This window comes from Ruegeria sp. D1(2025), from assembly GCF_056536425.1.
The window spans coordinates 580,074-594,012 of sequence record NZ_JBQFPO010000001.1; the positions used below are offsets into that span (position 1 = coordinate 580,074).

Annotated in this window: 13 protein-coding genes; 7 read left to right on the forward strand and 6 right to left on the reverse strand. The window is 57.0% G+C overall.

Annotation, left to right across the window (positions count from 1 at the left end):
* Positions 1-150: 150 nt before the first annotated feature.
* The gene (locus ACR1XU_RS02985) at positions 151-600 is read left to right on the forward strand and encodes a potassium channel family protein (protein WP_480909167.1); all 450 of its coding nucleotides are present in this window, start codon (positions 151-153) and stop codon (positions 598-600) included.
* Here ACR1XU_RS02985 and cls read toward each other — a convergent pair.
* The 4 genes from cls to ACR1XU_RS03005 all read right to left on the reverse strand — a co-directional run bounded on the left by cls (position 580) and on the right by ACR1XU_RS03005 (position 5,973).
* Positions 580-1,992: a cardiolipin synthase gene (gene cls / locus ACR1XU_RS02990; RefSeq protein ID WP_480909169.1), complete on the reverse strand. Its 1,413-nt coding sequence runs from the start codon at positions 1,990-1,992 to the stop codon at positions 580-582. The genes ACR1XU_RS02985 and cls overlap by 21 nt on opposite strands.
* Before the next feature lie 23 nt (positions 1,993-2,015).
* Positions 2,016-2,990 carry an HAD family hydrolase gene (locus tag ACR1XU_RS02995; protein WP_480909171.1) on the reverse strand — a complete coding sequence of 325 codons (975 nt, stop codon included), beginning with the start codon at positions 2,988-2,990 and terminating at the stop codon, positions 2,016-2,018.
* A 65-nt stretch (positions 2,991-3,055) separates the two neighbouring features.
* Complete coding sequence (locus ACR1XU_RS03000; protein ID WP_321252850.1) at positions 3,056-4,657, reverse strand: arylsulfatase; 1,602 nt, start codon at positions 4,655-4,657, stop codon at positions 3,056-3,058.
* 236 nt (positions 4,658-4,893) lie between these two features.
* Positions 4,894-5,973 carry an AI-2E family transporter gene (locus ACR1XU_RS03005; protein ID WP_170614967.1) on the reverse strand — a complete coding sequence of 360 codons (1,080 nt, stop codon included), beginning with the start codon at positions 5,971-5,973 and terminating at the stop codon, positions 4,894-4,896.
* 159 nt (positions 5,974-6,132) lie between these two features.
* Between ACR1XU_RS03005 and ACR1XU_RS03010 the strand changes: the two genes are divergently transcribed.
* Together ACR1XU_RS03010 and ACR1XU_RS03015 are read left to right on the forward strand one after the other, a co-directional pair.
* Entirely contained in the window at positions 6,133-6,996 is an 864-nt protein-coding gene (locus ACR1XU_RS03010) for a YihY/virulence factor BrkB family protein (protein WP_480909174.1), read from the forward strand.
* Positions 6,997-7,166: 170 nt separating this feature from the next.
* Positions 7,167-7,355, forward strand: a complete 189-nt coding sequence (locus ACR1XU_RS03015; RefSeq protein ID WP_170614969.1) for a hypothetical protein — start codon at positions 7,167-7,169, stop codon at positions 7,353-7,355.
* 2 nt (positions 7,356-7,357) lie between these two features.
* Here ACR1XU_RS03015 and ACR1XU_RS03020 read toward each other — a convergent pair whose 3' ends face one another.
* The gene (locus ACR1XU_RS03020) at positions 7,358-8,074 is read right to left on the reverse strand and encodes an RlmE family RNA methyltransferase (protein WP_480888982.1); all 717 of its coding nucleotides are present in this window, start codon (positions 8,072-8,074) and stop codon (positions 7,358-7,360) included.
* Positions 8,074-9,186: a Ppx/GppA phosphatase family protein gene (locus ACR1XU_RS03025; RefSeq protein ID WP_170614971.1), complete on the reverse strand. Its 1,113-nt coding sequence runs from the start codon at positions 9,184-9,186 to the stop codon at positions 8,074-8,076. Before ACR1XU_RS03025 ends, ACR1XU_RS03020 begins: the two co-directional genes overlap by 1 nt.
* Before the next feature lie 180 nt (positions 9,187-9,366).
* On the opposite strand from ACR1XU_RS03025, the gene ACR1XU_RS03030 reads away from it, so the two are divergent.
* The 4 genes from ACR1XU_RS03030 to ACR1XU_RS03045 all read left to right on the forward strand — a co-directional run bounded on the left by ACR1XU_RS03030 (position 9,367) and on the right by ACR1XU_RS03045 (position 13,825).
* Positions 9,367-11,253 (forward strand): PhoX family protein, encoded by a 1,887-nt coding sequence (locus ACR1XU_RS03030; RefSeq protein WP_480909177.1) that lies wholly within the window; start codon positions 9,367-9,369, stop codon positions 11,251-11,253.
* Positions 11,254-11,503: 250 nt separating this feature from the next.
* The gene (locus tag ACR1XU_RS03035) at positions 11,504-11,800 is read left to right on the forward strand and encodes a virulence factor (RefSeq protein WP_321252861.1); all 297 of its coding nucleotides are present in this window, start codon (positions 11,504-11,506) and stop codon (positions 11,798-11,800) included.
* 27 nt (positions 11,801-11,827) lie between these two features.
* Positions 11,828-12,754, forward strand: a complete 927-nt coding sequence (locus ACR1XU_RS03040; protein WP_480909181.1) for a methylenetetrahydrofolate reductase — start codon at positions 11,828-11,830, stop codon at positions 12,752-12,754.
* Between the two features lie 9 nt (positions 12,755-12,763).
* Positions 12,764-13,825 carry a methyltetrahydrofolate cobalamin methyltransferase gene (locus ACR1XU_RS03045; protein WP_480909184.1) on the forward strand — a complete coding sequence of 354 codons (1,062 nt, stop codon included), beginning with the start codon at positions 12,764-12,766 and terminating at the stop codon, positions 13,823-13,825.
* Positions 13,826-13,939: the final 114 nt, after the last annotated feature.

Genomic DNA, 13,939 nt, shown 5'->3' on the forward strand with positions numbered 1-13,939 from the left:
TGCAACGGCACGCGCCAGTGTCCAGTGCGCATGCTTTCCCGGTTCCTTTCGCCGCAGGTGTGGCACTGGTCGATGGCCGGGGTTGTTCCCGGCCGGGCAAAAGTCCATGCTGTGCCAACGGTTTCACCCTTCGGCACGAGGCGCGAGCGGATGTCCTTATCCGACCAGATCATCTGGGGCAGCATCTATCTGGGCATATGCTTTCTGATCGAGATTGCTTTGCTGACATGGTGCACGCAGTTGATTGAAAAACTGACTGAAAAGTGGCAGGACACGCACCGCTTTTTCACCACTGCTGCGCCGATCAGCGTGGCGCTGGTGTTCATCGTTCTGATTCACACCCTTCAAGTCTGGCTTTGGGCCATTGTCTGGGTCTTTGGTGATGTCTTGCCCGACTGGAACTCGGCTCTGTACTTTTCGTTGGTGACGTTCACGACGCTTGGATACGGCGACATCGTTCTGGGGGAACAACTGCGTATCTTCGGGGCCTTCGCATCCGTGACCGGCCTTTTGGCGTTTGGCTTGTCCACCGCTTTCATGGTCGCGTTGATGACTCGGGTTTTTCAGGAGGAGCTGTTGTTAAAGGATAGGGGCGAATAGACGCGCCAGAGGTGCCCCAAAGCGGATATGTGCCGGTTGTTGTTGCAGGGTGCGGGTCAGTTCGTAACTTTTCTCAAAGTCGGTGCGCAGCATACTTGCGGCGGCTTCAGCGGCGCGTGCATCGAAAAACAGGGCCATCGCTTCGAAATTCAGACGGAAGGACCGATTGTCCAGATTGGTCGTTCCCACCGCCGCCAGAGTGTCATCGACCACAAAAACCTTCTGGTGCATGAACCCGTCGGCATATCGAAACACACGTACGCCGCAGTCACGGATTTCGTCGAAATAGGCAAAGGCTGCAAGCCAAGGCAGGCGATGGTCGATCATGTCAGGGACCAGAATCCGCACGTCCACGCCGCGCAGGGCGGCGTGTTGAAGGGCCGTCATGATGTCAATGTCCGGGACGAAATACGGCGAGGCGATCCATAATCTCTCTTTCGCCTCGGCGATGGCGGCAAAGAACATCATCGCGCCGGTCTCGGTCTCGTCCCCCGGGCCGGTGGCAACCAGCAGGGCGTTCATGTCCTGATCGGATTCACTGCCGGCCCAATCCAGATGGTCGATCAGGTCCTCTTCATGGGCCCAGTGCCAGTCTTCGGTAAAGATCAGTTGCAACTGGCGGACGATGTGGCCGGTTATCCGGACATGCGTATCGCGCCAGTGGCCAAAATGCGCGTTCTGACCCAGGTATTCCACGCCGACATTATGCCCGCCTATAAACCCGGTCTCGCCATCAATGATCACAGTTTTGCGGTGGTTGCGGTAGTTCAGCTGAAACCGAAACTTCGGACCACGGCGCTCCTTGGGGTTTGCAACATCAATTCCTGCTTGCTGCAGCGATTCAAGATATGCGGTGGGCAAGCCATAGCTACCCACGGAATCGGTCAGGAAGCGTACGTGCACCCCACGTTCCGCCGCCGCAACCAGCCGATCCTTTAATTGCTGGCCCAACGTGTCATCACGTACGATGTAGAACTGGATCAGGACATAATTCTTGGCGGCATCGATTGCCTCAAAAATCGCGTCGAAAGTCGCCTGACCGTCAATCAGCAACGACGCGCCATTGCCACGGGACACCGGCAGATGCGCCAAGGCTTCGAAGGGGCGCGGATTGATCTGCATGCTTTCTCTGTCCGGCTTTGAGTAGTCTGCAAAAGTCTTGATGCCCTCGACAACCCTTTCACTTTCCTTTCGGGCAATGCGGTATCCGCGAAATCGGTGATGACCCAGAAAAAGGTACATAGGCACTGCCAGCATGGGGGTGGCGATCAAAAAAACCACCCAACCGACCGCACCTTGTGGCGTACGGGCTGTCTGTGCAGCCCGTATCGAGAACACCACAGCGGTGACGTAGAGAAATATCAGAAACGCGGAGACAAGCAGTGTCCACATGAGGTTGAAAGCTCCGAACCTGTTCAGTTCGCCCCAGTGTAGATGCGCGACCAGTCTTGCGCCATATCAACAATGACCCATCCCATCCCGGGCCCTTTGTCCAGACCGTCGGCCAGTTTCCCAATCGGGCTTTCGCGGTCATAAGCCCATTCGCGTTTGTCATCCGTGTGATGTATCAGGATGCCCAGTCGTGGTCCTTCGCCCGACGTCGTCCACTCCATCATGGCGAAATCTCCGTCCGAGTTTCCTCCTGCCAAAATCGGGCGTTTGCCGATTGTGCGTTCGATGTTGATTGGCTTGCCTTCCTTGTCGTCGATAAAGGCGATGCCCGGCGCCTTGACCAGAGCCGGTGAGCCATCGACCGTTTCATAACTGGTATTGCCGTATGTGCCGAGGACCTGCCAGGGCGGAATGCCATAGGCGCTTTCGGCAAAAACACGCATAAAATGAAGGCCGCCGCCGGAAACGATGTATGTCTTGAACCCTTCGTCACGCAGGTAGCGCAGCAGCTCGATCATGGGTTGATAGGTCATCTGATCATAGCGGAGATCAGTTTGCGGATGGCGAGACTCGTCGAGCCATTGTGCGACCGTTTCCTGAAACTCGGCGACGGTCATGCCCGAATGCGAGGCGTTGACGACTTCAATCAATGCATCATGCCCACCTTCCAAGACAGCCGCTAGATCTCCTTGCGCCGCCGCCTTCAGGATGGGTGTTGTGAGGATCGAGGGATCCTGTTCGGCCTTTTCGGCCAGACGGTCCATAGCGAAAATAAACTGAAAATACACAGGTTGCTCGGCCCAAAGGGTGCCATCATTGTCGAAAACCGCGATCCGGTCGGCAGGAGTGACATATGCTGGCCCGGACGGATCCGTTACCGATTCTACAAATGAAATAATTTGATCGCGGGTCTCGGTGTCTTGCCAGCTTGGCAGGGGATCAGCACTGCCGGTGACAGGAAAGGTCAAGGCAAAGACGATGGCAGACAATCGCAGCATTACACAACACTCCGTTCAAAATGACCGGGGCCACCCTTGCAGGCGGCCCCGAGTTGTTTGCAGTTTTAGTTGCTGGTTGGAGTTGACAGTTTGTCCATCACCTGATCCAGGCTGAAGCTGGCAGCTTTCTGCCGCGGCGGGAATTCCTGGAACGTGCTCAGGAATTGCCCGACATATTGCTGGGCAGGCACCAGGAAATAGACCCGGTCGATCATCCAGTCGTAATATGTGTTGGACGTGCGATAACCGCGTTCGTACGGATCGCGGCGCAGGTTCACGATGATCGGGACGCGCAGCGGGGTGAAGGGTTCCATCCAGGCGCGCAGGGTTGCCCATGCTTTCTGCTCGAGAAAGATCAGCTTCCAGTCATCGAACCGCAAAGCCGAAAGGTCGCCGTCATCGGTGAAATAGAACACCTCCCGGCGCGGGCTTTCAGCGGTTTCACCTGTCAACAGCGGAAGAATATTGTAGCCATCCAGATGCACCTTGTAATCGCGACCCATCGCGGGCGAGGAATAGCCGGCCATCAGCTTTTCCTTGATCTCCGGATCACCGGCGACAGCAAGGTATGTCGGCAGCCAGTCCATGTGGTGCACGATTTCATTGGTCACAGAACCCGGCTCGATCTTGCCGGGCCAGCGCACCATTGATGGCACGCGCCATCCGCCTTCCCAGTTGGTATTCTTTTCGCCCCAGAACGGGGTCGACGCCGCATCAGGCCAGGTGTTGTAGTGCGGGCCATTGTCGGTGGAATAGTGGACGATTGTATTGTCGGCGATGCCGAGTTCGTCCAACAGGTCCAGCAACTGACCGACCTGGATGTCATGTTCGATCATGCCGGCTGTATACTCATCGGCCACGCCGCCCATGATCTCATTTGCCTGATTGCGCATTTCCTCTTTTACATGGGTGCGGAAATGCATGCGGGTGCCGTTCCACCAGACATAGAACGGTGTTCCATCCTGATTGGCTTTGCGAATGAATTCTATGGCAGCCTCGAGCGTTTCCTCATCCACCGTTTCCATGCGCTTTTTCGTCAGTGGACCAGTGTCTTCAATCGGACCTCCTGCGGTCGAGCGGATGACACCGCGCGGGCCATAAGCCTCGCGGAAGGTGCGTCCGTCGGGTAAAACCGCGTCGCCGGGATAGTCTTCATGTTCGGGCTCTTCCTCAGCGTTCAGGTGATAGAGATTCCCAAAAAACTTATCAAAACCGTGGTTTGTGGGAAGGTGCTCATCCCGGTCGCCAAGGTGGTTTTTGCCGAACTGGCCGGTGACGTACCCGTGGTCCTTCAGCAAACCCGCAATTGTCGGGTCTTCGACCTGCATCCCTTCTTTTGCGCCAGGCAGGCCAACCTTGGACAGGCCGGTGCGAAACACCGATTGACCCATGATGTAAGATGACCGGCCTGCGGTGCAGGACTGTTCACCGTAGTAGTCGGTAAAAATCATACCCTCATTGGCAACGCGGTCTATATTGGGTGTCCTGTAACCCATCAAACCCATCGTATAGGCCGAGATATTGGATTGACCGATATCGTCACCCCATATCACAAGGATATTGGGCTTTTCATTCTGTGCCCATGCCGGAATTGCAAGGCACGCGGCAAATGTGGCCGCAGCTAGCCTACGTAATAGTGGGGTTGGTCTGAGTTCTTCTGATGACATCTTACGCTCCTGAAATGGCGGGTCGGAACCCGGTCGTTTCGAAATTGACGGCTCAGCCGGAAAACTGCTGAAACATCATGTGTAAGGCGCTGATTCTCGGATTGAATTCTTTTTCTGAGAGAGCCTCGGGAAATGATTGAATAACTGTACCTGCGAAGGCAGAACTATCACATAGGAAGATTAAAATATACTAATTTCAGGTTAAACTTAGCGGAGGGGTGACCGGACCAAGTTAACTACTTTTCGTCGGACCCATCTTCACCCAATTGCCCGTCCAGCGACATCAGAATTGCAACCGGTCGCAATGCGGGAATATGGCTGAAAACGATCAAAATGCAGACGGTCAGCGGTACACTCAGGAATGCTCCGATCAGGCCCCAAACAGTTGTCCAGAAGGTCAGGGCCAGTATGACCAGAAACGTGGACATATTAAGCGATCTTCCCAGCAGGGCAGGGTCCAGGAAGTTGCCAATCAGAAACTGGATGGTGCCGCAGCCAAAAACGATGATCAGAAACGGGCCGATGGTTTCATACTGAACCAGTGCAATCATGGCCGGGAAGACAACGGCGATGATGGATCCGATCGAGGGAATGAAATTCAGCGCAAATGTCAAAACAGCCCAGGTTTCAGCGTATTCAAGGCCAAGAAGCCGGAACACCGCATAACTGATGCCGGCGGTAATCAGGCTGATAAAGGTTTTGACACCGACATAGCGTTGAAGACTGTCGGTAATTGCGTCCAGAATTGCGGCGAACTCGGCCCCGGCCAACGGGTTGCCTGCGGCCAGTTGGATCTTTTTGCGAAAAGCAAGTCGTTCGGCCATCAGAAAGGCGACGTATAGGCTGATGAGAAAGAAGTGATTGAGCAGAGAGGTGGCGCTGCCCAGCAGAATCCGGGCCACATAAGTCATGTCCAGGCTGACCAGATTGTCCCGTATGAATTTCGTGACATCGTTGCCGACCAACCCTGTGACGCGCTCTACCGCGCCGTCGAACTGACTTTCGTATGTGGTGACAGAACGGGCGAACTGCGTGGCTTGGCTGCCCACAATGTACATGATCATGAACAGACCTGCCAAAACCACGGTCACACCGGCAATGTTGGCCAGCCAGACCGGTGCGCGGGTAACGGCTATCACCCGGTCGCTGAGGGCAATGATCAGAACGTTTATCAGCAACGCCATGGTCAGCGGAATCAGGAATGCGGAACCGGCATATAGGCCAACCACGATCAGAGTGATGACAATCACAATGTCTCGCAGAACCGACAGCCTGAGCATGGGGCGGTCACTCGATTCTTGGGCTTTCAGATCCATGGAACGAACAGTTTCCGGTACATTTGTTAAGGGTCACGGTCCGATTCTGCACAGCGCGGCGGGTTTATGCAATGCGCTCAGGCATTTATACGCGTCTATTCGGCAACACAGGCCTGCACGCGGGTTCTTTGCAAGACTTATGCGGGTTAGACTCGCGACATGCACGCGTTCATGATTCCCTCGTTTGATCGTCCGCTTCGTGCCCTGTGGTTGGCAATCCGGAGGTTCGTCGACAAGAATGGTTTTGTGATGAGCAGCCATGTCGCCATGTCTTTGATGATGGCGTTGTTTCCTTTTGTCCTTTTCACCGTCGCGTTGGCTGGTTCGTTGTCGCAGGGCTACGTCACTGACGATCTGATCGACCTGATTTTCGGAGCGTGGCCTGAAGATGTGGCCAAACCGATCGTTGCCGAACTGCGCGCGGTGCTGGACAACGCCGGCTCGGGCGTCATAACGCTGGGCGGTTTGCTCGCCATCTATTTTGCGTCAAACGGGGTGGCCGCTGTGCGCGCCGCTATGAACCAGGCCTATCATGACAATGACAGTTGGCCGTTCTGGAAGACCCGGCTTTTGTGTATCGGCCTCGTCATCCTTGGCGGTGCCTCCGTTCTGATCATCGCAATGGTAGAAGTTGTGCTGCCCTTTTACACAAGGCTGGTGACGGAAAACACCGCCGTTGATGTGTCAGGGTGGTTGTCCGTGGACAGGCTGGGCTGGATTTTTACGGTTGCCGTGCCTGCGGGCTTGGTGATCATCGCACATCTGGTGTTGCCCACACGTCGGCATCGGTTGACCCAGATTCTGCCGGGCGCTTTTTTGACACTTTCGTTGTGGGCCGCAGGCGGATGGGCTTTCTCCATCTATATCGGCAAATTCGCGACTTACAGCGCAACCTATGCCGGTCTTGCTGGGGCTATGGCGGCCCTGATTTTCCTGTACCTGTGCGCCGCCATGTTGATCCTGGGAGCGGAATTTAACGGTGCATTGATGGATCTTGAAAACGAGTCCCAAGCGAAAGACTAACAAAAGTAGGGCGCGCTGCCGGCGACCCGTTTGCTCGTACATTTGGGGTATTTGGCGTGAAAACGCCATTGTTCGGCATGTCAGCGCCTGTATTGCGCCATGTTGATGGCAAATTCCGCTGGCAATCTCAGGGCAGGGTACAAATCCCGGCATTCTTCATGAGGTCAGCCATGCCAGAACAACCAGCGCCCGAACCAAAGCGCACACGCCGCGTCACAATCGATCAGCGGATTGCGGAACTGCAGGCCAGACCGCCCGTTTACATCAATCACGGCGAAGCTCTGCTTATTCAGGGGATGGCCACCGCGTCCTTCCGCGAACAACGCCTAAGCGGAAACCGGATACTGCTGGACGATTAAGTTCAGCCCCTAAATCCAGTTGCGACAACGAATTTTTCTGAACTGTCCGACCGCGATGCAGGTGGTTTGACATTAGCCACCTTCTCGAATTTCTGTTTCAGCAGCTTTTGCAGATCGCCCTCAGCGCCGCCGGCCAGAACCTTGGCGACAAAGGTGCCGCCTTCCTCGAGAACGTCAAAGGCGAAATAGGCTGCGGTCTCGCACAACGCCATGATCCGCAAATGGTCGGTCTGCTTGTGGCCCGAGGACGCAGCGGCCATGTCTGACATTACCACGTCGGCCTTGCCGCCCAGCCAGTCTTTGACCTTCTGGTCAGCGTCGTCCTCCATGAAGTCCAGCACATGAGCTGTCGCACCGGCGACCGGTTCAACTTCCTGCAAATCGACACCCAGAACAGTACCGATCCGCTTGCCGCTTTTCTCGCCCAGCGCATTGACCCGTTTGACCGCGACCTGCAGCCAGCCGCCGGGCGCGCAGCCCAGATCCACGACACGGGCACCCGGAACCAGAAAGCGGAATTTCTCGTCCAGCTCCAATATCTTGAATGCGGCACGCCCACGATAGCCTTCGGCCTGGGCGCGCTTTACATAAGGGTCGTTCAACTGCCGCTCGAGCCAGCGGGTCGAGCTGAGCTTGCGCCCGCGTGCAGTCTTGACCTTGACCTTCAGGTCGCGCTGTCCGCGACCTGAGGTATTTTTGCCAGTCGGTGTCTTCGTCATCAGAACGGTCCGTCTTCCAATACGCCGTCCGCGCTCATTTGTGCATATAGCAGACCTTCGCGGAGCCCCCGGTCCGCCACGGAAAGACGGTCGGTAGGCCAGCATCGTAACAAAGCCTGCAAAATGGCCGAGCCGGACATGATCAGGGCTTGCCGGTCATCGCCGATGCGCGGATCCCGGCGGCGACCCTGAGGGCCGAGTTCTAGATACCCACGTATGACTTTGTCAATCTGATCGCTGGTCATGCGCAGACCGTCCACTTTCGTCCGGTCATACCGTTTAAGACCAAGATGCGAGGCCGCAACGGTTGTCACCGTGCCACTGGTGCCGACGATCTGGAAGCCTTCCCGCGCCTGTTCGTCCTTGTAGGGCGCGAAGTCGGCAAGGTTTTCCTCGAAAAACCAACTCATCAGGGCAAAGCGGGCCGAGTCGTCTTCGACATCGTGAAACTGATCGCGCAAAGTGGCAACGCCCAGCGGAACGCTGATCCAATCCACCACCTTGGCAGCGGGAAAGGGGCTTTCAGCCGCGTGAAAGCCGTTGTGAAGACGCATGATTGCAGCAGGGCGATCCCGGCGCGGCACGGATGAGATATCGATCCACACCAGCTCGGTCGAACCGCCACCGATGTCTACAACAAGCAGTTGCTCGGTCTTGGTCGACACCAACGGAGCGCAGGAGATGACTGCCAGACGGGCTTCTTCCTCGGGCTGTATGATTTCCAGCGTCAAGCCGGTTTCGCGTTTGACCTGGCGGATGAACTCGCGCGAGTTCTTGGCGCGCCGACAGGCCTCGGTCGCGATCAGGCGCATTCGCTTGACGCGGTTCCGTTTGAGCTTCTGTTGACAAATCCTGAGCGCCTGAACGGTACGCGCCATAGACGCCCGAGACAGACGTCCGGTGCGTTCAAGCCCCGCACCCAGTTGCACGGACTTGGAGAAACTGTCTACCACATGAAACCCGCTGCCCTTGGGCTGGGCTATCAGCATGCGGCAGCTATTCGTTCCCAGATCCAGTGCCGCATATAGTGCATCCGGATCGGGTTTTGCCGGCGCGGGGCTTTCGACCGCTTTCGGGAACGCGCCCGCACCTTTGGGACGCTTGGGCGCCATCTTCACGCCCTCCGATTTTCGAGTTAACCTGACCCTAGGCGGCACATCGCCGTCGTGCAAGTGATTTCAAAACTCAATTTAAGGTGAATGTCACGCATCGTTCACACTGAAGTGCAACCTGTCTTGTCAGAACCCTGTTCGGGGTTCTTTACAAGCTTACAGCCAGATACGGAGTCTGCCATGAAAGACGAGCGCACCCTTTCTTTTGACGAGTATGATGAACTCATAAACCCACGCCCAGAGGAATGTGATTTTGACCGCGTCGTCGAACGCGCCCTGTCGCGCCGTGGATTTATGGGAAGTGTTCTGGCGATGGGCAGCTTTGCTGCGGTTGGGGGCTCGATTCTGCCGACAGGCGCGCGTGCCGCTGCCAACCGTTTCTCGTTCGACGCGATCCCTGTATCCACAGCGGACGATGTCGTTGTGCCCGCCGGTTACAAGGCAGAGGTCATGGTGCGCTGGGGTGATCCGCTGTGGTCGGATGCGCCCGAGTTTGATCACGCCACGCGCGGCACTGGTGCAAGTCAGGAACGCGCCTTCGGCGACAACACCGACGGACAGGATGTATTCTTCCATGATGGACACGTGCTGTTGGTGGTGAACAATGAATACACCAATCGCGATATCATTTGGGGCAACAACCCTGACGCCAAGCCGGCATCTGACGATGACGTGGCCAAAGGCATGATGGCACATGGTGTCACGGTTGTTGAGATTGCCAACACCGACGGCAAGTGGGGCATTGTCAAGGACAGCCCGTATAACCGCCGCGTCACTCCGCAGACCGACATGACGATCACCGGGCCCGCCGCTGGTCATGAACTGATGAAAACCGAAGCCGATCCATCGGGCACAGCTTGCAAAGGGACATGGAACAATTGCGGCAACGGGATGACACCGTGGGGCACCTATCTGGCCTGTGAAGAGAACTTCAACGGCTATTTCTCGGCCGAAGATGAAAACCACGAAACCAGTGCCGAGCTTAAGCGTTACGGCGTGTCCGCCAAAGATTGGGGTTACGGCTGGGCAGGGATCGACGACCGGTTCGATGTCGCAAAGAACCCCAACGAACCAAACCGCGCAGGTTATGTCGTTGAAATCGATCCGAGAGATCCCAACTCGACCCCACGTAAGCTGACCGCCCTGGGCCGTTTCAAACACGAAAACGCGGACACCGTGGTCAACAACGATGGTCGCATCGTAGTTTACATGGGCGATGACGAACGTGGCGAGTTCCTGTATCGCTTTGTATCCGACGGCGTCTATGCGGCTGGAGTAGATACCAATGCGCTGCTTGAAAACGGGACGCTTTCGGTCGCCAAGTTCAACGATGATGGTACCGGAGAGTGGCTGGAGCTGACGCCCGAGACCACCGGGCTGGCTTCACAGGCCGAGGTCAGTATTCACACCCGCCTGGGCGCCTCGGCGGTGGGTGCAACCACGATGGACCGCCCGGAATGGGTCGCCTCGAACCCGAATGCGCCCGAGGTTTACTGCTGCCTGACCAACAACAAGAACCGAGGCGTCAAACCGAATGCAGGGGGCGACGACACATCCGCCAATGGCCCGAACCCGCGGGACAAAAACAACTATGGTCAGATCGTTCGTTGGCGTCCGGATGGCGGGGACCACACCGCCGCTGGATTTGGCTGGGATCTGTATGTTCTGGCGGGCAACCCCACGGTGCACAGTGACGCTTATGCCGGATCCGACAACGTAAACGCCGACAACATGTTCAACTCGCCCGATGGCCTCAAGTTTGACAGCAATGGCCTGCTTTGGATCCAGACTGACGGCAATTACGGCAACGACGGTGACTTTGCAGGCCATGGCAACAACCAGATGCTGGCAGGGGACCCGGTGACAGGTGAGATCCGCCGCTTTCTGGTTGGCCCCAATGAATGCGAGATCACCGGTCTGAGCTGGTCACCGGATCGCCGAACCATGTTTGTCGGCATTCAGCACCCGGGTGAGGATGGAAACAGCCACTGGCCCGAAGGCGGTGACTCGGTGCCGCGTTCGGCGATCATCGCCATCACGCGCGAGGACGGTGGCCTGGTCGGTTAAGCCCCGCGTCTGAGTTGAATCATTCCCCGGACGGCAGGTGTGGTCCGGGGAATTTCTGTTTATGTGCCGTTTTCATCGAGAACTTGAGAATTTTGAGGTGCCCGCAGAGCACCGAAACGGGTTAGAACCCGCGGTATCCCGTTGTGGGCCGAAAAGGTCGCTTGAAAAGCGTTGTGTGTCGAAAACCGACCGACCCGAGCCCATATTGAAGTTTAGAACCGGTCCATCTGGTAAGGAGGAATCAAAGGCGATGCCTGACGTCACAATCGTTTTTTGGCGCGACATCCCCGCTCAGGTCATCGTTGGCAAAGGCCGGCGTGGCGCCAAGCGGCAGTTGGAGGAGCGGTTCGAGCAAGCCATTGACCGGGCTGCGATGAAGGTAAATGCCAAGGACAGTGATGCCTACCTGGCCGAATGGCGCAAGGCCGACCCGTTCGAGGTCGAGGGTGATCCGGCAGAAATCGCGGAAGCCCAGGCCGTGCGCCTTGAAACGGAATACGATCAGGACCGCATCAAGGCCCTGATCGCCAACGACGGTTGGGCATAGGCCCGGTTTTAATAAAGGGAGGCCTCAATGGCTTTGCTGAATTTCAAGAAACGTGATGTGGCCGAGAAGGCCCCGGTGAATCCGACCGTCGAAGCCTTTCTGCAAGGTTATTCGATCGAGGTGATGCCCCGCACCGCCGAGAAGGTCGAGGATTTCCGCGCGTTGCTGCCCGAAGGCACCCGCGTCTACATCGCCCATATCGAGGGCACACCGATCGAAGACATGGTCCAGACCGCCAAGCGCATTGCCGCCGAAGGCTATCCGGTCATGCCGCACTTCCCGGCGCGCATCATCAAGGATGCCGCAACGTTGGAAAACTGGATTTCGATGTACCAGGGCGAAGCAGGGGTCGATCAGGCGCTGATGCTGGCCGGTGGTGTTGCCAAGCCGCACGGCGATTTTGACAGCTCGATGCAGCTGCTGGAAACTGGCCTGTTCGACAAGGCAGGCTTCAAACGTCTGCACGTTGCCGGCCACCCCGAGGGAAACAAGGACATCGACCCGGACGGTTCGACCAAGAATGTCGACGACGCGCTGCGCTGGAAACAGAAGTTCAGTGAAATCACCGACGCGGAGATGGCGCTGGCAACCCAATTCGCCTTTGACGCCAAGCCGATCATCGCATGGGCCGACGGTCTGAAAGCGGCGGGCATTGATCTGCCGATCCACATTGGTATCGCTGGACCAGCCAAGTTGCAGACGCTGATCAAATTCGCGATTGCCTGTGGTGTTGGTCCGTCTCTGAAGGTTCTGCAGAAGCGTGCCATGGATGTCTCCAAGCTTCTGCTGCCCTATGAGCCGACCGATGTTGTGACCGAGCTGGCCAACCACAAGGCCGCCAACCCTGACTTCAACATCACCAACGTACATTTCTTCCCGCTTGGTGGTATCAAGACCAACGCCAACTGGGCAATCGACAACGGCGGCGCTTCGGCACAGCCTGTAAACTCCTAAGGAACGGACATGACCCGTACAGTCGTAGAATCAAAAACAAAAACCGCCGTTCTGGGCTTTGATGAACCGTTTTGTGTGATCGGTGAGCGGATCAACCCGACCGGCCGCAAGAAGCTGGCCGCTGAACTGGAAGCAGGCGACTTCTCGACCGTTGAGAAGGACGCCATCGCTCAGGTTGCTTCAGGCGCGACCGTTCTGGATATCAACGCAGGCGTTGTCTACAACTCGAACCCCAACCCGAACGAGACCGAGCCGCCGCTGATGCGCAAGATCGTCGAACTGGTGCAGGGTCTGGTCGAAGTGCCGCTGTGCATCGACTCGTCGGTTCCCGGAGCCTTGGAAGCCGGTCTTGAGGCAGCTCAGGGCCGCCCGCTGCTGAACTCGGTCACTGGCGAAGAAGAGCGTCTGGAACTGGTTCTGCCGCTGGTCAAGAAATACAACGTTCCGGTTGTTGCGATCTCGAATGATGACACCGGCATCTCGGAAGACCCCGATGTCCGTTTCGAAGTGGCCAAGAAGATTGTTGAGCGCGCCGCCGATTTCGGCATCCCTGCGCATGACATCGTCGTCGACCCGCTGGTCATGCCCATCGGCGCGATGGCAACTGCTGGTCAGCAGGTGTTCGCTCTGGTCCGTCGCCTGCGCGAGGAACTGGGCGTGAACACCACTTGCGGTGCGTCGAATATCTCGTTCGGTCTGCCGAACCGCCACGGCATCAACAACGCGTTCCTGCCGATGGCGATGGGCGCTGGCATGACTTCGGCGATCATGAACCCGGTCGCGCTGCCGGTGACGCAGAAGAAGATCGCAGAGAAGAAAGAGCAGGTCACGGCGGCTGGAATCATCCTGCCTGAGGGCATGGATGATGAGGCCTTTGTTCAGATGTTCGGTCTGGGCTCGACCAAGCCACGCGCTGGTAAGGAAATGGAGGCCATTCGTGCTGCCAACCTGCTGACCAACAATGACGCGCATGGCGGAGAGTGGATCCGGTTCAACAAAGACCCGGAAGAAGCCGGTGCAGCCGGTGCTGCAGGTGGCCGTCGCGGTGGTGGCCGTCGTCGCCGCGCCTGAACCGTTTGCGACTTTTTTCAAAAGGCCGGGTTCTCCACCCGGCCTTTTCTTTTTGATATTGATCAATGCTGTTTTTCCATGCTGCCGCAGAATATCGTGATCGGAACGCTGCGA